Genomic DNA, 22,249 nt, shown 5'->3' on the forward strand with positions numbered 1-22,249 from the left:
GTGGCACTCTGGCGGCTGCTGGCCAGATATCTGCGCCCGCGTCGCCGCGCGGTCGCCGCCGTCGTTTTCCTGCAGGTGGCGCAGACGGCCGCCCTGCTCTACCTGCCCACGCTCAACGCCGTGATCATCGACGACGGCGTGTTCACCGGCGACACCGGGCTGATCCTGCGCCTGGGCGCGGTCATGGCCGGCGTGTCCCTCGTGCAGGGCGGCGCCACGCTCGCCGCCGTCCACCTGAGCGCGCGTACGGCCATGGGGGTGGGCCGTGACCTGCGGGAGGCGGTGTACCTGCACGTCCAGCGCCTGTCCACGCAGGAGGTGGGCGCGCTCGGCGTACCCTCGCTGATCACCCGCACCACCAACGACGTTCAGCAGATCCAGACGCTCGCGCTGTCGCTGCTGACGGTGATCGTCGCGGCTCCGGTCATGGCCGTGGGCGGGATCGTGATGGCCGTCCTCCAGGACGTCGCGCTGTCGTGGCTACTGGTCGCGCTCGCGCTGGTCCTCGGTGCCGTCACGGCGGTGCTGGTCGGCAGGATGCGGCCGTTGTCGCGGGCCGTACAGGAGCGCGTCGACGCCGTGAACCGGGTGCTCAGGGAGCAGATCGCGGGCATCCGGGTGACCCGCGCGTTCGTCAGGCAGGACGCCGAGCGCGCGCGCTTCGGGCGGGCGAACGAGGAGCTGACCGACGTCTCGACCCGCCTGGGCTACACGTCGGCCGCGCTGATGCCGCTGGTGGTCAACCTGGTCAACGTCTGCGGCGTCTTCGTGATCTGGGCGGGCGCGCGGCGGGTCGGCGACGCCGGTCTGGGCGTCGGCGAGCTGACCGCGTTCCTCACCTACCTGGCCATGATCCAGACCGCCGTGCTCACCGCCGCGTTCGTCATCATGAACCTGCCCAGAGCCGAGGTCTGCGCCGTCCGCGTCGCCGAGGTGCTGGACACCGAGCCCGGCCTGGCGCCGCCCGCGAACCCGGTCGGCCGGATGCGCGCCCCCGGCCGCGTCGAGCTGCGCGGCGTGCGCTTCCGCTACCCCGGCGCGGAGGACGACGTGCTCCACGGCGTCGACCTGGTGGCCCGCCCCGGCACGACGACGGCGATCGTCGGCTCCACCGGCAGCGGCAAGAGCACGCTGCTCAGCCTGATCCGCCGCCTGTCCGATCCCACGCAAGGCACGGTGCTCTTCGGCGGCGAAGACGCCACCACCCTCGACCCCGGCCTCCTGGCCCGGTCGGCGAGCCTGGTCGAGCAGCGCCCGCACCTGTTCTCCGGCACCGTGGCCACCAACCTCCGCCACGGCCGCCCGCGCGCCACCGACGACGAACTCTGGCACGCCCTCGGCATCGCCCAGGCCCGCGACTTCGTGCCCGCCCTCGACACGCCCGTCGCCCAGGGCGGCGCCAACCTCTCCGGCGGCCAGCGCCAGCGGCTGTCCCTGGCCCGCGCGCTGGTCCGCCGCGCGCCCGTGTACCTCCTCGACGACCCCTTCTCCGCCCTCGACCACACCACGGAGTCGCGGGTACGGCAGGCCCTCGCCGCCGAGACCGCCGACGCCACCGTCATCGTCGTGGCCCAGCGCGTGCGCGCCATCCTCGACGCCGACCACATCGTCGTCCTCGACGAGGGCCGGGTCGCGGGCGCGGGCACGCACGACGAGCTCGTCCGCGACAGCCCCGTCTACCGGGAGATCGTCCGTTCCCAGCTCGGCGAGGAACTGGTCGGATGAGCTTCGGGCGCACGGCCTGGCGCCTGCTGACGCTCCTGCGGCCGTCGCGCCGGTTGTGGGGGGTGGCGGTGCTCGGCCTGGCCAGCATCGTCCTCAACGTCACCGGCCCGCTGCTGCTCGGCCGCGCCACCGACCTCGTCGTCATCGGCGCGATCACCCGGCCGGAGCAGGGGATCGACGGCCGCGCGCTGACCCTCACGCTGCTGGGCGCGCTCGCCGTGTACGCCGGTTCCGCGACGTTCTGGATACTCCAGCGGCGCTACACCACCCGGCTCGTCCAGGGCGCCATCTTCCACCTGCGGCGGGAGGTCGAGGAGAAGCTCGGGCGGCTGCCCGTGCCCTACTTCGACCGGCAGCACCGGGGGGAGGTGCTGAGCCGTACCACCAACGACATCGACAACCTCGCGCAGAGCATGCAGCAGAGCATCGGCCAGATCACCAACTCCGCGTTCCTGATCGTGGGGACGCTGGGGATGATGTTCTGGATCTCGCCGTTGCTGGCGGTGGTGGCGCTGGTGACCGTACCGCTGTCGGTCCAGCTCACGCGGGTGGCGGGGCGGCGGGCGCAGGTGGAGTTCGCGCGGCAGTGGCAGGCCACGGGCGAACTGAACGCGCACGTCGAGGAGGCCTACACCGGCCACACCCTGATCACCGCCTACGGCCGCGGCCAGGAGTCGGCCGAGTCCTTCCGCGAACACAACGCCCGCCTGTACCACTCGTCGGCCCGCGCCCAGTTCGTCAGCGGCGTCATCGGCCCGGCGACCGGGCTCGCAGGGAACCTCGGCTACGTGCTCGTCGCGGTCGTCGGCGGCCTGCAACTGGCCGCCGGTGGATTGACGGTGGGGGCCGTGCAGGCGTTCGTCCAGTACTCGCGCGAGTTCGGCGGGCCGTTGACGGCGCTGGCGGGTCTGGCGGGGGTGATCCAGTCGGGGGTGGCGTCGGGCGCGCGCGTCCTCGACCTGCTCGACGCCGAGGAGGAGCCCGCGGACCCGCCTGGGACGGCCGCGCCTGTGCGGGGCCGCGTCGTCTTCGAAGCGGTCTCCTTCACGTACGGCCCCGCGCTCCGCAAACCCGAGGCGGCGTTGGAACGCGCGGTCGCCCTCGAAAGCGCGGGAGTGCCTGGAGCTGTGTCCGGCGAGGCGGTGATCCGGGACCTTTCGCTGGTCGTCGAGCCGGGCAGCACCGTGGCCGTCGTCGGCCCGACGGGTGCGGGCAAGACCACTCTGGTCAACCTCCTGATGCGGTTCTACGACGTGACGTCCGGCCGTATCACCGTCGACGGGGTGGACGTCCGCGACATGAAACGCGACACGCTACGCGCGGCGACCGGCATGGTCCCCCAGGACAACTGGCTGTTCGGCGGCACCATCCGCGACAACATCGCCTACGGCCGCACCGGCGCGACCCCGGCCGACGTCGAAGCCGCCGCCAGAGCCGCCCACGCCGACCACTTCATCCGCACCCTCTCCCACGGCTACGACACCGTCATCGACCAGGACGGCGGTGCCCTGAGCGCGGGAGAACGCCAGCTGATCACCATAGCCAGAGCCATCCTCGCCGGCCCGGTCATCCTCGTCCTGGACGAAGCCACGAGCTCGGTCGACAGCCGCACCGAACTCCTCATCCAGCAGGCGCTGACCCGAGCCCGCCGCAACCGCACCAGCTTCGTCATCGCCCACCGCCTGAGCACGATCCGCCAGGCCGACCTGATCCTGATGCTGCACAACGGCACCATCACCGAACAGGGCACCCACGAAGAACTCCTCGCCGCCAACGGCCTCTACGCCGCCCTCCACACCCCCTAGCCCCAAGACCGGGCACGGTCACCAGGCTCGGCCCCGGCCAACCCATGCCCATCGGGTCCGGAGCCGTGCACCCGGCCTCCGGCTGCTTCACCTGCGCCGAGGCGGTGTCGCCCGAGGCACGGGGTCGTTTACCCGAGGGGTCATACGCGTCTGTGGGGCGCCCGCGCCTGGGGCCACGCAGGTGTGGTGCGGGGCGGGTCTGCGGCCACGCGGGTCCGCGCTACCCGCGCGTGTGGGCACGCGTGCGGTGGGCACACGCCGGCCGGTGCACGCGTCGGTGTGCATCGCGCGCCGGTCGGTGTGCGTCCGTGGGTGTGCGCGCTTGCGGGCTCTCGCGCGGGCGGGTCTGCCGGCATGTGGGCGTCGTGGGCCGGCAGGCGTGGGAGACTCGGGGGAAATCGATTTCCAGGGGACTGGAGGTGCGGTGGCGCAGATCACGATCAAGGATGTGGCCGGTCGGGCCGGAGTTTCTCCGGCCACGGTGTCGCGGGTGCTCAACCACGGGCCCACGGTGGCCGAGGAACTGCGGGAGCGGGTGCTGGCGGCCGTCCGGGAGCTGGGCTATCGGCCGAGCTCGCAGGCCAGGTTCCTGCGGACCCGTGCCACCACCGTGCTCGGGCTGATCATCTCGGACATCACGAACCCGTTCTTCACCTCGATGGTGCGCGGAGCGGAGGACGCCGCCAGCAAGGCGGGGTACTCGGTGATGCTGGCCAACACCGACGAGGACCTGGAGAAGGAGCAGCGTTCGATCGAGGTGGCCGCCGCCGAGAACATGGCCGGGGTGATCCTGTCGCCGGCCTCCGCGACGCGTACCTCGATCTCGCTTCTCGCCGAACGCGGCATACCCGTCGTTACCGTCGACCGGCGGTTGCAGACGGCCAAAGTCGACCGGGTCGGGGTCAACAACGTCAAAGCCGCCCAGGACGCGGTCCTGCGGCTGGTGGATCAGGGGTGTCGGCGGATCGGGTTCATCGCGGGGCCGACCGAGGTGACGACCGCCGTGGACCGGCTGGCCGGGTACCGGCACGGGCTGCGGGCCGCCGGTCTCGCCTACCGTCGCGAGCTGGTCGTGCGGGGGGACTACCGCATCGAGGGCGGGCGCGCCGCCGCCGCCGGACTGCTGCGTCTCAAACCCGGGCCGGACGCGCTGTTCGTGTCGAACAACCTGATGGCGCTCGGCGCGGCGACCGCTTTGCGGGAGTACGGCCTGCGCTATCCGGAGGACATCACGCTGGCGGTGTTCGACGACATGCGGTGGGCGCTGGGGCTGAGTGACGCGATGACGCTGATCTCGCAGCCCACGTACGAGATCGGGCGGCTCGCGGTGGAGTTGTTGTTGCGCCGCGTGTCGGGGGAGGGGTTCCCGCCTCGGCACGTGGTGCTGCCTGCCGTACTGGTATGACAGGGTTCTTGACGGCGTCGCCGGGCCGCTTGACAATGCGGGAAATCGATTTCCCGAGGAGGCCGGGCACATGGACACACGCTTACGTACCTGGACGGTCACGGGCAGCCTGCTCGCCCTGATCGCCGCCACTGCCCCCCACCTGCCCGCCGACGCCGCGTCGCACGGGAGGCAGGCATCTCCCGGCTCGCTCCCGGCCGCGACGGCGATGCGGAAAGGTCCCGCTCCAGGACCATGGCAAGCGGCGCCGGGCCGGGAAAGCGCCCCAGCGGGACACCCCGGGGTGTGGCAGTCGGTGGCCGCGCCGGGAGGGCGGCACGCGGGTTCGACGGTCTCGGGCGGGGAGGTCGCACGGGATGGGCAAGGGGAAGCGGCGCGAGGAAGGTGGGGCGTGGGGGTCGCGCCGAGAGGGCGAGACCCCAAGGTGTTAGGAGGGCAGGGCCTGGGGGCGGTGTTGGGTGGGGGAGAAGGGTGGGGTGTCCTGGGGGTGGGGCGGTCGCCGGGGGTGGTGGTGGCGAAGGTTACGGGGGCGGGGTCGGGGACGGATCTGGCTTGGAAGGTCAATGCCACCGATCTGGGGATCATGTGGGACAACGGGGCCGGGGAGGTGCTGGCCGCGTTCGGGGACACCTTTGGGGACGGGTGGGCGCCGCCGGGCGCGAACGGGGGTGACTGGCGGAGTCAGGTGCTCTTGCGGAGCGTCGACCGGGATCTGGCCGACGGGATGACCTTCAGCGGTGCGGCCACCGATCGGGCGGGCCATGCCAAGGAGCTGATCCCCAGCAGGAAGGTCGACGGCGACGAGATCACCGTCATCCCCACGGCCGGGGTGTCGGTGGGGACGCGGCAGTACATGGGGTACATGTCGGTACGCCACTGGGGCCAGCCCGGCCAATGGGACACCAACTACGCCGGCATCGCCTACTCCGACGACAACGGCCAGAACTGGACGGCGACCACCCCGGGCACCCCCCGCTGGGACAACCCGGGCGGCGGCAACCACTTCCAGATGGCGGCGATGGTCCGACGTGACGGATATATCCACCTCTTCGCCACCCCCAACGGCCGGAGCGGCGCCGCCTACCTGGCCCGCGTCCCCGAGCAGCAGATCCTCGACAAGGCCGCCTACCAGTACTGGACCGGCTCCCGATGGCAGCAGGGCCAGGACACCCTGGCCGCCCCAGTGGTGAACGCCCCCGTGGCCGAGTTGTCGGTGCGGTTCAACGCCTACACCGGCAAGTGGCTGATGACCTACCTGCAGGGCGGCGACGTGGTCCTGCGCTCGGCCGCCGCCCCGACGGGACCGTGGAGCGCCCCGGCGGTCGTCGCGAGCTCCGCCGACCACCCCGGCCTGTACGGCGGCTTCATGCACCCCTGGTCGCAGGGCCCCGATCTGTACCTGACGCTGTCGGAGTGGACGCCGTACAACGTCTACCTCATCCGGATCACCCTGACCCCGGACGCCGCCATCACCAACGCCAACCTGGTCCGCGACCCGAGCTTCGAGCGCCAGGCCACCGGTACGGTCGCCACCCCGTGGGCCTGTCACGGCAACTGCGGCATTGACAACGGGACCTGGTCCTTCACCGCAGACCGCAATGCCTTCGCCCGCTACAACCGGGGCTGGCATGACCTGTACCAGGTGGTGACGGTCGCGCCGAACACCCGCTATGTCATGACCGGCTGGCTGCGCACCTCGGCCAACAACGACAACGGCTTCTTCGGCGTCAGGGATCCGGGCGGCGCGCCGTTCAGCGAGACGAACTTCCGGGCGGTGGGTTCGTGGACCCGCTACCAGGTGGCGTTCGACAGCGGCCCGCGTACCTCGGTGGAGGTGTTCGCCGGCATCTGGACCGACAACGGCGACATGTGGCTCCAGCTCGACGACGTCTCGCTCGTCCGCGGGTGAGAAATCGATTCCTCCGACAAAACCCCAGGACAAGACCGCAATCAGGGGCTCGACGCAGCAGTGAGCCTCTTGACGCCACCCGCCAACCGAGGTACGACGTCAGCAATCGATTTCTCAAGGAGGATGACCGTGACCTACGGCCAGCACGGCAGCAGCCTCCGCGACCTGCCGAGGTTACGCGCGCACCGCCGCCGCCGGGCGTCGAGCTGGGACCGCACCGGCGGCAACGACGACAGGATCACCATCGAGCCCGGCCAGACCGTGACGCTGGCCGACCTGCGCGGGGCGGGATCGGTCAACCACATCTGGATGACCGTCGCCCCCCGCGACCCGGCCACCCCGGAGACGGCCGACCGGGACTTCCTGCGCAAGCTCGTGCTGAAGATCTACTGGGACGGCTCCGAGCACCCCAGCGTGTTCGTGCCGCTCGGGGACTTCTTCGGCATGGGCCACGCGCGCACCGCCGACTTCGTCTCCGCCCCGCTCCAGATGAGCCCGCAGGACGGCAAGGCGTTCAACTGCTGGTTCCACATGCCCTTCGCCGACGGCGCCAGGTTCGAGCTGGTCAGCGAGTGCGCGTCCGAGGTGCTGTGGTTCTACTACTACATCGACTACGACGAGTTCGGCGAGCTGGGCGACGGGCTGGGCCGATTTCACGCCCAGTGGCGGCGCGAGTGCCCCGCCGACGGCCTGGAGCAGGGCGAGCTGTCCAACTCCGCGTGGCTGTTCGACGGCGCCAACACCGACGGCGCCGGGAACTACGTCATCCTCGACGCCGAGGGCCGCGGCCACTACGTCGGCTGCGTGCTCAACGTGACGAACCTGCGCCAGACGGCCGACTGGAACTGGTACGGCGAGGGCGACGACATGATCTTCATCGACGGCGAGGCCTTCCCGCCGAGCCTGCACGGCACCGGCACCGAGGACTACTTCAACACCGCGTGGTGCCCCAGCCGGCCGTACCACGCGCCCTATCACGGGATCACGCTCCCGGGCGGCGAGAACTGGAGCGGCCAGATCTCCCTGTACCGCTTCCACATCGAGGACCCCGTGCCCTTCACCACCTCGATCCGCGTGACGATCGAGCACGGGCACGCCAACCGGCGCAGCGACGACCTGTCCTCGGTCGCGTACTGGTACCAGGAGCTGCCGCACCGGCCGTTCACCCTGCCGCCCGTGAGCGCCCGGCTGACCTGAGGAGCGGGAAGGAGGAGACGTGCGAGTCATCCGGCTGACCGCGTGCCTGGCGGGCGCGGCGGTGCTGGCGCTCGGCTGCGGATCCGGCGCGGACAAGCGGCCCGGCGGCAGGACCGAGATCACCCTGTGGCAGCAGAAGTTCACCGACCAGGAGGACGCCTGGTACAAGAAGGCCGTGGCGGCCTACAACCAGGCGCAGGACAAGGTCGTACTCAAGCACCAGATCGTCTCTGCCGACGCATGGGACCAGAAGATGAAGGCGGCCCAGGCCGCGGGCAAGGCGCCCGACCTCTACACGCTCAACTACAGCAAGGCGCCGGGTTTCGCCCGCACCGGCCAGATCCAGGCGCTCGACCCGCTCATCCCGGCGGGCAAGTGGACCGGGCTGCAGGAACCCGTGCTGCGCTCGGTGGAGTACAAGGGCCGCAAGTTCGCCTACCCGATGCTGGTCGAGCCGTCGGCCGTCCTGTTCTATCGCAAGGACCTGTTCGCCAAAGCCGGGCTCGACCCCAACCGGCCGCCCGCCACCTGGGCCGAGCTCATCGCGTACGGCAAGCGGCTCACCACCAGGGACGTCTCGGGCGTGGTGACCGCCGGCAACGCGATCGACATGGCGTGGTCCACCTGGGGCCTGCAGTGGAACGCCGCCTCCCACCTGCCCATCAGCGACGACTGGGCGGCGCCGCGGGCGAGCGACCCGGCGTACCGGCAGCTTCTGCGGGTCTACCAGACCCTCTACCAGCAGGGCATCATGCCCAAGCAGCCGCTCGCGCCGTACGCCGACGCCAACCCGATGGGCCAGGGCAAGGCGGCCATGATGATCTGCGGTTCGTGGGCCGCGAGCGTCCTGCTGTCGGACTACCCCCAGCTCGTCCCGGACATCGCCGCCGCCGCGCTGCCGTCCTTCGACGGCGACGGCTCCAAGCCGACCGCGACCCTCGGCGGCTGGACGCTCGTCGTGGACGCCAAGTCGAAGCACGCGCGGCCCGCCGCCGACGCCATCAGCTGGCTGCTGGCCGGAGACACCCGGCTGCTGGTCGACTACTTCAAGATCACGAAGTTCTCCAAGTACTCGCCGCGCGCGGCCGTGGCCGACGCGGTCAAGAACGACCCGGCCGCCGCGGAGAACCCCTGGGCCAAGACCATCGAGGACCAGGTGGTCGCCCGCGCCAAGCCGGAGCCGACCTACGACTGGGCCATCAGCCTGGCCTTCGGCAAGGCCATCGAGAAGGCGCTGCAGGGCAAGGACATCGACGCCGCGCTGAAGGCGGCCGACGCCGAGATCAAGGAGTTCATCGCGAAGAACGACCTCGCGGGCCAGGGATCTTGACGAGGCGCCGAAGGGACACCGGGACGGCGCTGCTCATGCTGGCGCCGCTCCTGGCCCTGCTGGGCGTCTTCGTCCTCTGGCCGCTGGTCCACGCGGCGTACATCAGCTTCTACACCTGGAGCTTCTACGAGTCGCCCGTCTTCGTCGGCCTCGGCAACTACCTCGACGTGCTGACCGACCAGGCGTTCGTCGAGGCGGTGCTGCGCGGGCTGGCGTTCTCGGCCATGGTGGTGCCGGCCCAGGTGTCCGTGGCCTTCGTCTTCGCCGTCCTGGTCAAGTCGCTCAGCCGGCGGATGGCCGCGTTCATGAAGGTGACGATCTACATCCCCGCGGTGGTCTCCGAGGTGATCGCCGCCATCGTCTTCTCGCTCATCTACACGCACCGCGGCGGCCTGCTGAACTGGTTCCTCGGCCTGCTGGGCAAACAGGAGGACACGGCCTGGCTCGGCGAGAGCGGCACCGCGCTCGCCGCGGTCGCGGTGCCGGCGGTCTGGCTCGGTGCGGGCGTCGCCTCCCTGATCATGCTGGCCGGGCTGCTCGACATCCCCGAGACCTACTACGAGTGCGCCTCGCTGGACGGCGCCGGACCGTGGACCAAGATGTTCCGGATCACGCTGCCGCTCATGAAGAACATCATCCTGTTCCTGCTGGTCACCGGGTTCGCCGCGTCGCTGCAGTTTCTCGTGCTGCCGCTGGTCATGACACAGGGCGGCCCGGTCGACTCCACGACGCTGCCCAACCTGTTCATCTTCCGCCACTTCACCAACGACCTCTACATCGGCTACTCGATCGCCGCCGCCCTGCTGCTCTTCGCCGTCCTGGGCGCGGTCTCCGCGATCATCTTCCGTCTCGTGCGATCGGAGAAGGCGATGGACGGATGATCGGGCGAGCCATCAGGTACGGCACCGCCGCCCTGTTCACCGTGGCGGCGCTGTTCCCGCTGGCCTGGATGGCGGTGGCCGGGTTCAAGGCCAGGACCGAGGTCGTGGCGACGCCGTTCCAGTTCTTCCCCGAGATGTGGCGCTGGGAGAACTACGCCCAGTTGCTCGGCGACGCGGCGTTCCTGCGCTCGCTGGCGGTCACGTTCACCGGCGCGGTCCTGTTCGCGGCGCTCAGCCTGGCCGTCAACGCGCTCGGCGCCTACGCCTTCGCCCGGCTGGACTTCGCGCTCAAACGGACGCTGTGGTTCGTCGTGATCACCACGATGTTCGTCCCGGGCATCGCGATCATGCTCACCTCGTTCGTCGTCGTCACCCAGCTCGGCATGCTGGACTCGCTGGCCGTCCTGGTGATCCCCGGCGCCGCGTCCGGCCTGCAGGTCTTCTTCCTGCGCCAGTACTACCTCGGGCTGCCGGTCGCGCTGGAGGAGGCCGCCCAGCTCGACGGCGCCGGGCCGTGGCGCGTCTTCCTGCACATCTTCGTCCCGATGTCCAAAGGAGCCTTCGTGGTCGTGGGGGTGACGTCGTTCCTGGCGTTCTGGAACGCCTACATCTGGCCGGTGCTGACGATCACCGATCCGGAGCTGTTCCAGGTGCAGCAGTACCTGGCGGCCTTCCGCTCCGACCGGAGCTCCGAGATGAGCCTGCTCATGGCGGGCTCGACGCTGGCCGCGCTGCCGGTCATCGTCCTGTTCCTGTGCTTCCAGCGGCACATCATCGCCGGCATCCGCATCTCGGGGCTGAAGTGAGGGCGCGGCCCATCCCGCACGAGCGGGGGCGGCACGTGGCCATGCCGCTGGGCGGGATCGGCACCGGCAACCTCGCGATCTGCGCCGACGGGGGGCTGCGCCAGTGGCAGCTCCAGAACTCGGGCAACCACCTGGGCGGCCTGCCGTACACCTTCTTCGCGCTGCGGGTGAGCACGTGGGAGCCGCCGGCGAACAGGACCGTCATCCTGCAGGCGCCGCCCCCCGCGCCGGGGGCGGAGGGAACACCGCTGGTCAACGACGACCACGTGCCCGCGTGGCAGCGGGAACTGCTGACGCGGCATCCGGGAGTGCGGGGAACGACCTTTCGCGGGCTGTATCCGTTCGCCCGGATCGAGTACCACGGGCTGCCGGTGCGGGCGGAGCTGGAGGCGTTCAACCCGCTGATCCCGCTCGACGTGGAGCGCAGTTCGCTGCCGGTGGCGATGTTCACGTTCACGCTGGCCAACGACGGGGCCGTGCCGGCGCAGGTGTGGCTGGCGGCGGCCGTACAGAATCCGGTGGGGCACGACGGGAGCACCGCGGTCGAGGGCGTGCGCGCGGCCGGCTACGGCGGCAACACCAACCGCGTGCGCCGCCACGGCGGGTGGAGCGCGCTGGTGATGGAGAACACGCGCGTGGACCCGGCCGCGCCGGGCGCGGGGCAGGCGGTGCTGTCGGCCGACTCGCCGCACGCGTCGTTCCTGCCGCAGTGGGCGCACCCGGAGGAGTTTCTGTCGTTTCTCGCCGGACGCGCCGTCTACGGCGACGCCGATCGGGTACGGCACGCGTCCTGGTCACCCGACCCCCAGATCGGCAGCGCCTGGCCGGGCCCTTCGCCGGCGGGCCACACCTGGAACGGCGGCCTGGTGGCACCGGTCACCCTCGAACCCGGCGCAAGCGCCCAGATCCGGATATGTCTCGCCTGGCACTTCCCCAATAGATACGCGGACTTCATCCAGTTCGGCCCGCCGAACCCCGCCTGGGGCCCGACCCGCTTCTGGCTGGGCAACGCCTACGCCACCCGCTTCCCCGACGCCATCGACGTGGCCGCCTACACCCAGGAACACTGGACCGGCCTGCGCGACGACTCGCTGCGCTGGACCGGCACCTTCGCCGGCCTGCCGGTGGACCTGGCCGAGCACCTCGCCGCGCAGGCCGCGATCCTGCGCAGTCCCTCCTGCTTCCTGGCCGCCGACGGCACCTTCTACGGTTTCGAAGGCGTGCTCGGCGCCTCCACCCCGATGTGGTCGGGCGACGTCGGCGGCTCGTGCCCGCTCAACTGCACCCACGTGTGGAACTACGCCCAGGCCGTCGCCAAGCTCTTCCCCACGCTGGAGCGCGACATGCGGGCCACCGAGTTCGGCGTCACGCAGGCGCCGCAGGGCTACCTCCCGCACCGCGTCCTGGCCCCCGCCTACCTGCGCCAGCTCTGGGACGTCCCCATCGGCGGCCCCACCGAACCCGCGCTCGACGGCATGCTCGGCGCCCTGCTCAAGACCTTTCGCGAGGTACGGCACGGCGACCCCGCCGACCACCGCCCCGCCCTCCGGCGGCTGCTCGGCCACATCCGCCGCACCTGGGACCCGGAGGCGACCGGCGTGCTGCGCGGCGTGCAGCCGTCCACGCACGACATCGACCTGAACGGCCTCAACCCGTACATGGGCGGACTGTGGCTGGCCGCGCTGCGCGCCGCCGCCGAGATGGGCCTCGGCGACGACCTGCCCGAGCTGTTCGCCCGGGGCAGCGCCCTGTACGACGAACGGCTCTTCAACGGCGAGTACTACATCCAGGAGCCGGAACCCGGCACCGACTACCAGTGGGGGACGGGCTGCCTGTCCGACCAGCTCATCGGGCAGTGGTGGGCACACCAGCTCGGCCTCGGCCACATCCTGCCTCGCGAGCACGTGGTCTCGGCGTTGCGGGCGATCGTGCGGCACAACCTGCGTACCGGCTTCGAGGGGTTCGAGCATCCGTACCGGGTCTTCGCCGACGGCGGCGACACCGGGTTGCTCATGTGCACGTGGCCGCGGGGCGGGCGGCCCGAGGTGCCGACCCGGTACTGCGACGAGGTGTGGACGGGCAGCGAGTACCAGGTCGCCGCGCACTGCCTGTGGGAGGGGCTGACGGAGGAGGCCGACGCCATCCTGGGCGGGCTCTGGCGCCGGTATGACGGGCGGCGGCGCAACCCGTACAACCAGATCGAGTGCGGCGACCACTACGTGCGCGCCATGGCGGGCTGGTCGGTGCTGGACGCGATGTCCGGCGCCGTCTGGGACGCGGGCACAGGGCGGCTCACCGTGCGGGACCGGGGGCACGGCCGCTGGCCCCTGCTGCTGCCGACCGGCTGGGGCCACCTGACCCGCGACGCCGACGGCGTCCACGTCACCTGCCTGTACGGCGAGCTCCCGTCAGGCGCCTCGGTCGAGGAAGCGGCGCAGCCCGGCGCGTACGGCGTCGGTGGGCACGGCGGCGGCGAAGGCTGACGCCTCGACCGCGAGCGCCTCGTCGATCGGCAGGTTGACGCCCCGGGTGACCGCGCGCAGGCAGGCCGCCACGGCCGTCGGCGCGTGGCGGACGATCCGGGCGGCCAGGTCGCGCGCCGCGGTGAGGAGCCCGCCGGCGGGAAGCCGAATCCACCGCCGATGCCTTCGTCACCGGCCCGTATCGTCCGCGCGCGCTGCGGCTGGCCCTGGGCACGCCGCCGCAGGCCGAACTCGGGCCCGCGCTGCGCCGCCTGCGGAACGCGATCGAGGCGATCCCTCCGTGATGCGGCGGGGAGCGGTCAGATGCCCGGCAGAGTGGTGAACGTGATGCGGTCGTACGGTGACCAGTTTCCCGTCTCGTACAGCAGCCCGACCCCCGCGTCGCCCAGGTGCACCAGGTCGGAGTAGGCGGCGGGCACCCCGGACACGTGCCGGACGAACCGCCACGTCTGACCCGCGTCCTCGCTGACCCGCAGCCCCATCGCGGCCCGGTCGGTGAGGTGGGACGGGCCGGAGTACAGGAGCCGGCCGCCCGGCAGCGCCAGGACGCTGGCCTGGACGTCGGCGGTGACGATCGTGGCCTGGGCGCGGTAGGAGAGCTCAAGGGTCTGGCCGCCGTCGCGGCTGTAGGCGTCGGCGCGGTTGCCGGGGCCGGTGCCGCCGCGGTCGCGGCAGTTGAAGTAGAGGCGGCCGTCGGGCAGTTCGGCCAGGGTGGTCTCGTTCTCGTTGACGTAGCCGTTGGGGTTGGAGGAGGTGAAGCCGATCCGCCAGTTCGCGCCCTGGTCGTCGGAGTAGACGCAGTGGCCGCCGTAGTGCTTGGGCTCCGATCCGGTGTCACCGGCGGCGGGCGGGCGGGAGTGGCTGGCGCCGATGACGATCCGGCCGGAGGTGGTGACGATGCCGTGGCCGGGGCCGGTGGCGTACCAGCGCCAGGCCGGTTGCTTCACGGCGGCGGTGATCTCGGCCGGCGGGCTCCACGTCGCGCCGGCGTCGTCGGAGCGCTGCAGGTAGACGCGGCGGGGGGCGGCGGTGCCGCGCATGATCTCGTGCTCGGTGGCCGCGCCCGCGTTGCGGCAGGTGAGCAGGAGGATGCGGCCCGACGGCAGGACCACGGGGGCCGGGTTTCCCGCGGTGTCGTTCCCGTGGCTGGTGACCACCTGGAGCGGGCCCCAGCTCTGGCCGCCGTCGGAGGAGCGGCGGCACACCACGTCGATGTCGCCGGTGTCGCTGATCGCCTGCCGTCCCTCGGCGAACGCGACCAGTGTCCCGTCCTGCGCGCGGACGATCGCGGGAATGCGGAACACCGGATAGTTCGTGCCTGAGGCGAACACCACCGTCGACATGCGTTCGATCATTCCGCAGGAACCGCCCTCGCCGCTAGAGACCAACCGTTCCGGCGTCGCCGTCCACGACGACCGGCCGGCCGTTGCGCTGCCGGGTGTGCGGGCCGGTGGTCTGCCCGGCTTGGGAGGCTGTCGACGGAGCGCATGAGTAGGGCCTACTCATGCGCCATACCCGGATATGCCGGACCGTGCCTGGTATGGATGGTTTCCACGACACCACCACGGCCGGGGTGACCGAACTGCGCGTGCACGGGGTCTCCGGCACCCCGCCCGCCGACATCCTCAACCACCCCCACCCGCGGCAGGTCTGCGGTGACGACGAGGCCGGGTTCTACCGGCGGTGGTGGCCCGGCGGGCAGCCGACCGGCCCGGACGCCGACCTGCCCGGGATCCGGCGCAGGGAGGCGTACGCGTGGGGCGGCCTCACCTCCGGCGGCAAGACGATCGCGCTGTGGTTGTTGCTGCTGCCGTTCGCGCTGGTCAACCTGGCGTACTTCATGCTGCCCCGGCCCGCGCCCCGGTCCCCGGGCCGCACACCCTCGCGCTGGGGGACCCTGCTGCGCGACGTGGCCGAGGCCGGGCTGCGGCTCTACGCGCTGCTGCTGACCGGGGCGCTGGTCGGGGCGGTGACCCGGGCCGCCGTGGACCTCGTCGGCTGGCAGTGCGCGAACGCCCGCCGGAGCTGCACCCTGGCGGACGCGCCGTCGTGGGTGCAGTGGCTGAACGCGCTGTGGCCGAATGAGATCTCGCCCCGGCTCGCGCTCACCGCGCTGGTGCCCTTCGCCGTCGTGGTGCTGCTGTGGGTGATCGGCCGGCGGACCTGGAAGCGCGACGAGGGTACGGCCATGCCGTCCAACGGGGCCGAGTCCACCTCCGCCCTTCTCGCCCAGCCACGGTTGTGGCACGGGGAAGGGCCGGTGGGGCGGCTGCGGGCGCTCCATCTCGCGTTCGCGCTCGGGTCGATCGGGCTGGTGGTGGCGCTGCCGTACACGGGGATCGGGGTGGGGCTGGCCCTGACGCTCGCCAACGCGGGCGTGCAGGTCGCCGCGATGCTGCTGGTGCTCCTGCCCGGCGTGGCCCGCCGCGTCAACCCCCGGTCGGACTCCGGCCGGCCGTGGCTCGACGGGGTGTGCGTCGCGGTGCGGTGGGCGGGGCTGGGGGCCTTCGTGGTCACGTTCCTGGTGGCGCTGAACGGGTTGCCCAACGGGGCGCCGGCCTACCGGCTGCCGGCCGGTGTGCTGGGGCGGGTGAACTTCGCGTTGACGTCGGGGGTGGCGCTGGTGCTGCTGGCCGTCGTTCTGGGCCTGGTGCTGATGGACCGGCAGCGGGAGGCGCGGCGGCCGGTGGGCGGGATGGCGAGCTGGTTCGTGCTGATGGCCGCCACCGCCTGCGTGAACGCGCTCGGGCTCGGGGTCGTGTTCTGGACCGCCTCCTTCTTCGGGGTCCCCGACTCCATGAACTCCGGGATCTCCGCCGACGGTCCCGGCCGCCGCCTCTTCCTGGGTGACGAGACCTGGTGGACCGCCTCGCTGCTGCCCGTCGTGGGGGTGGGCGCGCTGGTCGTGGGCGTCGTCCTGGTGTGCGTGCGGCTGCGGGTGGCCGCGGCGCTGGCGCCCAAGCTGGCGGGGCCGTACGGGGCGGAGAACCAGACCACGGTGGCGCGCATGTGGGCGCTGGCCTCGCTGACCGACAAGGCCGGGCTGGTCTTGGGGGTGCTGTCCGGGTTCGGGCTGGTGGGGTTCGCCGTGGTGACCGTCATCTACCAGCGCGAGCTGCTCATCCCCGTGGGCGGGGTCGCCGGGCTCATGGCCACCCTCGGCAGCTGGGCGCTGGCCGCACTGCTGGTCGGGCTGGTTCTGCTGGGCCGGCGGGCGTACAGCGACAACGGGCTGCGCCGGACGATCGGGATTTCGTGGGACATCTGCACGTTCTGGCCGCGGGCCATCCACCCGCTCGCCCCGCCCTGCTACACCGAGAGGGTCATCCCCGACCTGCTGCGCCGCCTGCGCACGCTCGCCCCCGGCGAGACCGACCGGGTCCTGCTGTCGGGCCACAGCCAGGGCAGCGTCATCGCGGTCGCCGCGATCATGCAGCTCGACCCGGAGATGAAGAAGCGCGTCAGCCTGCTGACGCACGGCTCCCCGCTGCGCCGCCTGTACGCGGCCTTCTTCCCCGCCTACTTCGGCCCCGACTGCCTGAAGGAGGTGGCGAAGGTGCCGTGGATCAACCTTTACCGCCGCAGCGACCCGATCGGCGGTCCCATCTTCCACCGCATCCCGAACGCGGCCGCGGACCCCGAGGAAGCCGGAGAAACCGCCAAAGGACCGGGGTCGATCACAGGCCCCGTCACGGAGTGGGCCACGGTGGCGACGACGGCGTCGGACACCGGGCCGCTCATGGGCTCGGTCACCCGTCCCGGAAGCAGCCATGTCGTCGACCGCCACTGCTGGGACCCGGCCCGCCCCGAGCACGGCGAACGGCTGCCCATCGCGTACTGGCACTCCGACTACTGGCTCGACCCCGCCTACCAGGAATCCGTGGCCTTCCTGACCGGACGGCCCGGCGGCCCGGCCGTCACGGTCACCCGGGTCGAGGCCCCGGACCAGGTGGGCTCGTAGCCGCGCTTACCTCCTCCTCGCGAGCCTGTCGATCCGCCTCGGGAAGGAGGCGGGGTTCGGCATCGGGCCGGAGGCGGGACGATCTTCGAGCTGGGAGGGTCGGAGATGTTCCGCGTCACTCCGTGAAAGGGCTCATCATGCTCGCGAGGAAGTTGTTGACCGCAGTCGTGGCAGGGTCGGCGATCCTGGCCACCGCGACCGTCACCGCCACCCCGGCCGCCGCCGACCCGGGGCTCGACCGGCGGGCGTTGCGGCAGACGCTGGAGGAGGTGCCCAAGGGCGGCGTCTACGGCATCTACTCCGACGTGCGGTACCGGGGCCAGGAGTGGCGGGGCGCCGCCGGTCGTGCCGACGTGACGACCGGTCAGAGGATGCGGCCCGACATGCGCCACCGGGTGGGCAGCATCACCAAGAGCTTCACCGCCACCGCCGTGATGCGCCTGGTGGAGCGGGGCCGCATCGGGCTGGACACTCCGGTGGAGACGTACCTGCCCGGCCTGCTGCCCGATGCGCGCATCACCGTGCGGATGCTGCTCAACCACACCAGCCACCTCGGCGACTACGACGAGGCGCTGATCACCGTTCCGGAGGACCTGGAGGCCATGCGGGTCCGCCAGTACTCCAAGCAGGAGCTGATCACCCTCGGAGTGGGCGTGGGCAAGACCGGCGAACCCGGACAGCTGCCCGGGGTGTACTCCAACACGAACTACATCGTCCTCGCGCTGCTGATCACCAAGATCACCGGCGAGGAGGCCGAGGACCACATCACCCGGTCCGTGATCCGCCCGGCGGGGCTGGTGAACACGTCCTTCCCCCGTACGCCGTACCTGCCGCGCCCGCACGCCAGGGCGTACACGTCGGTGTTCGGGTACTTCGACCCGCCGCGTGACTACACCGTGTTCAACATGTCGTGGGGCTCGACCGCCGGGGCGATCGTGTCCACGATGTCCGACCTCAACCGCTTCTACCGGGCGCTGCTCGGGGGCAAGCTGGTCAGTCAGGCCTCGCTGGCGCAGATGAAGCAGACCGTTCCGGTCCTGCCGGGCGAGGGAGCGCCGTCGGCGGCCGACTACGGCCTGGGCATCTTCTCGCTGAACCTGCCCTGCGGCGGCAAGGCGTGGGGCCACGACGGCGGCGTGATCGGCATGGGGACCAACTCCTTCACCACCGAGAACCTGCAGCGGCAGGCCTCGACCGGCGTCAACCTCACCTGGCACCCGGCCGCCGAGCCGGGCGAGATCGCCCACGCGCGGCACCTGCTCACCGGGCTGTGCGGCACCGATCAGCCCGCCGCCAAGTCCGCCCCGTTCACGCTGCCGAACCTGGACACGCCGCCGGTTCCGTCACGCTCCTGACGGAGGCTCCTCCAGCACGCGCTGGACCACGGCGAAGGCCGCGTTGGCCGCCGGGACGCCGCAGTAGACAGCGCTCTGCAACAGCACCTCGCCGATCTCGTCGGGGGACAGGCCGTTGCGGAGCGCGGCGCGCGCGTGCATGGCCAGTTCCTCCAGGTGCCCTCCGGCGACCAGCGCGGTCAGCGTGACGCAGCTGCGGGTACGCCGGTCGAGCCCGGGGCGGGTCCAGATCTCGCCCCAGGCGTAGCGGGTGATGAAGTCCTGGAAGTCGCGGGTGAAGGCGGTGGTGCGGGCGACGGCCCGGTCCACGTGCGCGTCTCCCAGGACTTCGCGCCGTACCCGCATGCCGTCAGCCGGTGGCAGATGGGCCAGCAGGGCGGCGGTGACCTGCGCGGGGCGGTCCACGGTGGCCAGGTGGGCGGCTCCGGAGATCTCCACCAGGCTCGCCCCGGGGATGCCGTCGGCCAGCAGCCGGGCGTGGGCGGGCGGCGTGGCCGGATCCTCGCGCCCGGCGACGATCAGCGTGGGCGCCGCGATCGCGGCGAGCGACCCCCTCAGGTCGTACGCGGCCAGCGCGTCACAGCAGGCGGCGTACGTCTCGGGGTCGAACCCGGCCAGATCGTCCAGCAGCTCTTTGGCCCGCGAGGTGCCCGCCCCGGCCGCGAACCAGCGCCGCGCCGCGGCGTCGAGCAGCGGAGCGGTGCCCCGCGCGCGCACCAGCCGCGCCCGCTCGTGCCAGCCCTCCGGCTCGCCGAAACGGGCCGACGAGCAGATCATCGCCAGTGAACGCACCCGCCCCGGACGCGTCAGCGCGAGCTGCGCCCCGATCGCCCCGCCGAGGGAGACGCCCGCGTGGTGGAACGCGCCGATCCCCAGCGTGTCCGCCAGCCCGATCACCGCCTCGGCCAGCTCGCCGACGGAGCCGAGAGCGGGCAGCTCGTAGCGGACCACCCGGAAGCGCCGGGCGAGTTCGGGCACCTGGGCTTCCCACAGCCGCGCGGTCGTGCCCACGGACGGGCCCAGCAGAAGCGGCTCGCCGTCGGCCGGGCCGTCGATCCGGTGCCTCATGGCGTGTCCTCCAGCGCTCGGGTGACCAGGTCGGCGGCGGCGCCGGTGGAGCCGGGGGCCGCCAGGTTGGCGCGCATCCGGCCCGGATGCACGCGCAGGCCGGACACCAGCTCGGCGGCGTCACGGGCGGCCCCGGCCGCCAGGCGCAGCGCCTCGCGCAGCGGTTGCCACTCCGCGTGCCAGGCGCCTGGCGGCCGTTCGTCCTCGGCGGCGAGCGAGCCGTACAGGATGGAGGCCAGCGCGGGGACCTGCCGCGCGGCGGCGGCGATCATGACGGCGCGGACGGGGTTGTGCTTGTGCGGCATCGACGACGAGCCGCCGCCGACCCCCTCCGACAGCTCGCCGATCTCGCCGCGCGACAGGACCAGCACGTCCGCGGCGAGCTTGCCGAGCGCCCCGCAGGTGAACGCCAGCGCGCCCGCCAGGTCGGCGACCGGGGCGCGCAGGACGTGCCAGGGCAGGAGCGGTGCGGCGAGCCCCAGCTCGCGGGCGAACGCGGCGCTCAGCGCCGGATCGAGAGTCCCGGCGGGACCGCCGAGCTGGGCGGGCGGGTCGAGCGCCGCCACGCGGCGGCGCGCGTCGATCGCGAGCTTGCGCCATCCGGCCGCCTTGAGCCCGAAGGTGGTGGGCACAGCCTGCTGGGTGAGCGTGCGCGCGGCCATCGGGGTGTCGCGGTGCTCGCGGGCCAGCCGGGTCAGCCCGGCGATCACGGTGTCGAGGTCGGCGAGGAGCGGGCCGAGCGCCCGCCGGGTGACGAGCATGAGCGCGGTGTCGAGGATGTCCTGGCTGGTGGCGCCCGCGTGCACCCACCGCGCGTGCTCGCCGGCCGCCGCGCGCAGCCGTTCGACGAGCGGGATCACCGGGTTGCCGCCGGACCGCGCCCGATCGGCCAGCTCGGCCGGCTCCGTGGTGGCGGCGAGCGCGGCGCACGCCCGCTCGATCGCCGCGACCGCCTCCGCCGGGGCCTGGATCCTGGCCAGCGCCAGCTCCGCCTCCAGCATCGCCCGCAGCACCGCCGGGTCGCCGGTGGCCTCGCCCGCCCCCCGCATGGGCGACAACAGCCCCAGATCAGCCGAACTCAAGGAAGACCGTCTCCTTCTCCCCCTGCAACCACAGGTCCCACCGGTACACACCCGCACGCTCCGGTACGGCCAGCAGCGTCCCGCCCCGCTCGATCGAGTCGGGGAACGCGCCGGGCCGCAGGTAGATCCGCGTGAACAGGTGATGCAGCAGCCCGCGTGCGAACACGCACACGCTGATGTACCCGTTGGCCGGCGCCACGGTCCGCAGCAGCCAGTGCCCGTCGGCGTCGGTCGAGACGCGGCCGAACCCGGTGAAGTCCGCGCCGTGCCGCCCGATGACCGCCCCGGTGACCGGGTCGCGGCGCAGGCTGCCCGGCGCGCCCCGCAGCGAACCGGCCGCGTCGGCCTGCCAGAACTCCAGCAGCGCGTCGGGCACCGGCGCGCCCGCGCCGTCGAACACCTGGCCGTGCACGGTGATCCCGCCGCTCGCCAGGTCGCCGCCGCCGGGGAAGGGCAGGGCGTAGCCGTAGAAGGGACCGACGGTCTGGGAGGGGGTGGGCGGGAGGGTCATGACTCCGTCCAGGTGGCGGCGGGCCCGTCGAGCACGATGTCCCAGCGGTAGCCGAGCGACCACTCCGGCTGCGACAGCGCGTGGTCGTAGGCGGCGACCAGCCGTTGCCTGGCGGCGGCGTCGGTCACCGAGCGCAGGACCGGGTCGTAGGGGAAGAGCGGGTCGCCGGGGAAGTACATCTGCGTGACCAGGCGCTGGGTGAAGGCGCTGCCGAAGACGGAGAAGTGGATGTGCGCCGGTCGCCAGGCGTTGCGGTGGTTGCGCCAGGGGTAGGCGCCGGGCTTGATCGTGGTGAACCTGTAGGCGCCGTCCTCGCCGGTCAGGCAGCGGCCGACGCCGGAGAAGTGGGGGTCGTGCGGGGCCGGGTGGTCGTCGCGCTGGTGGGGGTAGCGGCCGGAGGCGTTGGCCTGCCAGATCTCCACGAGTTGTCCGCGGACCGGGCGGCCCTGCCGGTCGGTGACCCGGCCCTCGACGGTGATGCGCTCGCCCAGCGGCTCGCCCGCGTGCTGCCTGGTCAGGTCGGCGTCCAGGGCGGTCACGTCGGTGACGCCGAAGACGGGTCCGCGCAGCTCGGCGGCGTCCGGGTCCTTGACCGGCACCAGGGGTTGCTTGGGGTGGCGCAGCACGCTGCTGCGGTAGGGGGCGTAGTCGCGCCGTGGGTGGCCGGAGGGCTCGGGCGGCGCCGGCCACTCGGCGATCTCGCGGTCGATGTCGTCCTGCGTCAGCATGCG

General features: G+C 72.2%; 16 protein-coding genes. 11 read left to right on the top strand and 5 right to left on the bottom strand.

The annotated features are described in order from the left end of the window. The 9 genes from ACIBI5_RS20625 (at position 1) to ACIBI5_RS20665 (ending at position 13,541) form a co-directional block, all read left to right on the top strand. Positions 1 to 1,725 (top strand): ABC transporter ATP-binding protein, encoded by a 1,725-nt coding sequence (locus tag ACIBI5_RS20625; RefSeq protein WP_397248945.1) that lies wholly within the window; start codon positions 1 to 3, stop codon positions 1,723 to 1,725. Then, positions 1,722 to 3,530, top strand: a complete 1,809-nt coding sequence (locus ACIBI5_RS20630; RefSeq protein WP_397248947.1) for an ABC transporter ATP-binding protein — start codon at positions 1,722 to 1,724, stop codon at positions 3,528 to 3,530. Before ACIBI5_RS20625 ends, ACIBI5_RS20630 begins: the two co-directional genes overlap by 4 nt. Before the next feature lie 424 nt (positions 3,531 to 3,954). Further along, a complete protein-coding gene (locus ACIBI5_RS20635) occupies positions 3,955 to 4,935 on the top strand; it encodes a LacI family DNA-binding transcriptional regulator (protein ID WP_397097773.1) in 981 nt (326 codons plus the stop codon). A 208-nt stretch (positions 4,936 to 5,143) separates the two neighbouring features. Next, positions 5,144 to 6,844 carry a DUF4185 domain-containing protein gene (locus ACIBI5_RS20640; RefSeq protein WP_397249151.1) on the top strand — a complete coding sequence of 567 codons (1,701 nt, stop codon included), beginning with the start codon at positions 5,144 to 5,146 and terminating at the stop codon, positions 6,842 to 6,844. 123 nt (positions 6,845 to 6,967) lie between these two features. After that, positions 6,968 to 8,041, top strand: a complete 1,074-nt coding sequence (locus ACIBI5_RS20645; RefSeq protein WP_397248949.1) for a glycoside hydrolase family 172 protein — start codon at positions 6,968 to 6,970, stop codon at positions 8,039 to 8,041. A 19-nt stretch (positions 8,042 to 8,060) separates the two neighbouring features. Next, the gene (locus tag ACIBI5_RS20650; protein ID WP_397248951.1) at positions 8,061 to 9,371 is read left to right on the top strand and encodes an ABC transporter substrate-binding protein; all 1,311 of its coding nucleotides are present in this window, start codon (positions 8,061 to 8,063) and stop codon (positions 9,369 to 9,371) included. Then, positions 9,368 to 10,252, top strand: coding sequence for a carbohydrate ABC transporter permease (locus ACIBI5_RS20655; protein ID WP_397248953.1), 885 nt, complete (start codon positions 9,368 to 9,370; stop codon positions 10,250 to 10,252). The genes ACIBI5_RS20650 and ACIBI5_RS20655 overlap by 4 nt, the downstream gene beginning before the upstream one ends. Beyond that, a complete protein-coding gene (locus tag ACIBI5_RS20660) occupies positions 10,249 to 11,058 on the top strand; it encodes a carbohydrate ABC transporter permease (RefSeq protein WP_397248955.1) in 810 nt (269 codons plus the stop codon). The genes ACIBI5_RS20655 and ACIBI5_RS20660 overlap by 4 nt, the downstream gene beginning before the upstream one ends. Next, entirely contained in the window at positions 11,055 to 13,541 is a 2,487-nt protein-coding gene (locus ACIBI5_RS20665; protein WP_397248957.1) for a GH116 family glycosyl-hydrolase, read from the top strand. Before ACIBI5_RS20660 ends, ACIBI5_RS20665 begins: the two co-directional genes overlap by 4 nt. A gap of 299 nt (positions 13,542 to 13,840) precedes the next feature. Here ACIBI5_RS20665 and ACIBI5_RS20670 read toward each other — a convergent pair whose 3' ends face one another. Beyond that, complete coding sequence (locus tag ACIBI5_RS20670; protein WP_397248959.1) at positions 13,841 to 14,884, bottom strand: exo-alpha-sialidase; 1,044 nt, start codon at positions 14,882 to 14,884, stop codon at positions 13,841 to 13,843. A gap of 197 nt (positions 14,885 to 15,081) precedes the next feature. Between ACIBI5_RS20670 and ACIBI5_RS20675 the strand changes: the two genes are divergently transcribed. Beyond that, positions 15,082 to 17,502 (top strand): hypothetical protein, encoded by a 2,421-nt coding sequence (locus tag ACIBI5_RS20675; protein WP_397248961.1) that lies wholly within the window; start codon positions 15,082 to 15,084, stop codon positions 17,500 to 17,502. A gap of 155 nt (positions 17,503 to 17,657) precedes the next feature. Continuing rightward, positions 17,658 to 18,857 (top strand): serine hydrolase domain-containing protein, encoded by a 1,200-nt coding sequence (locus ACIBI5_RS20680; protein WP_397248963.1) that lies wholly within the window; start codon positions 17,658 to 17,660, stop codon positions 18,855 to 18,857. On the opposite strand, the gene pcaC is transcribed toward ACIBI5_RS20680, so the two are convergent. From pcaC to pcaH, 4 genes are read right to left on the bottom strand one after another with little or no spacing between them, the layout of a single operon-like run. Continuing rightward, complete coding sequence (pcaC, locus tag ACIBI5_RS20685; RefSeq protein WP_397248965.1) at positions 18,846 to 19,925, bottom strand: 4-carboxymuconolactone decarboxylase; 1,080 nt, start codon at positions 19,923 to 19,925, stop codon at positions 18,846 to 18,848. The two genes, ACIBI5_RS20680 and pcaC, sit on opposite strands and share 12 nt — an antisense overlap. Continuing rightward, positions 19,922 to 21,007 carry a lyase family protein gene (locus ACIBI5_RS20690; RefSeq protein WP_397248967.1) on the bottom strand — a complete coding sequence of 362 codons (1,086 nt, stop codon included), beginning with the start codon at positions 21,005 to 21,007 and terminating at the stop codon, positions 19,922 to 19,924. Before ACIBI5_RS20690 ends, pcaC begins: the two co-directional genes overlap by 4 nt. Further along, positions 20,994 to 21,518 carry a protocatechuate 3,4-dioxygenase subunit alpha gene (locus ACIBI5_RS20695; RefSeq protein WP_397248969.1) on the bottom strand — a complete coding sequence of 175 codons (525 nt, stop codon included), beginning with the start codon at positions 21,516 to 21,518 and terminating at the stop codon, positions 20,994 to 20,996. The genes ACIBI5_RS20690 and ACIBI5_RS20695 overlap by 14 nt, the downstream gene beginning before the upstream one ends. Further along, a complete protein-coding gene (gene pcaH / locus ACIBI5_RS20700; RefSeq protein ID WP_397248971.1) occupies positions 21,515 to 22,246 on the bottom strand; it encodes a protocatechuate 3,4-dioxygenase subunit beta in 732 nt (243 codons plus the stop codon). Before pcaH ends, ACIBI5_RS20695 begins: the two co-directional genes overlap by 4 nt. Positions 22,247 to 22,249: the final 3 nt, after the last annotated feature.

This window comes from Nonomuraea sp. NPDC050540 (assembly GCF_044457485.1).
Classification (GTDB): Bacteria; Actinomycetota; Actinomycetes; order Streptosporangiales; family Streptosporangiaceae; genus Nonomuraea.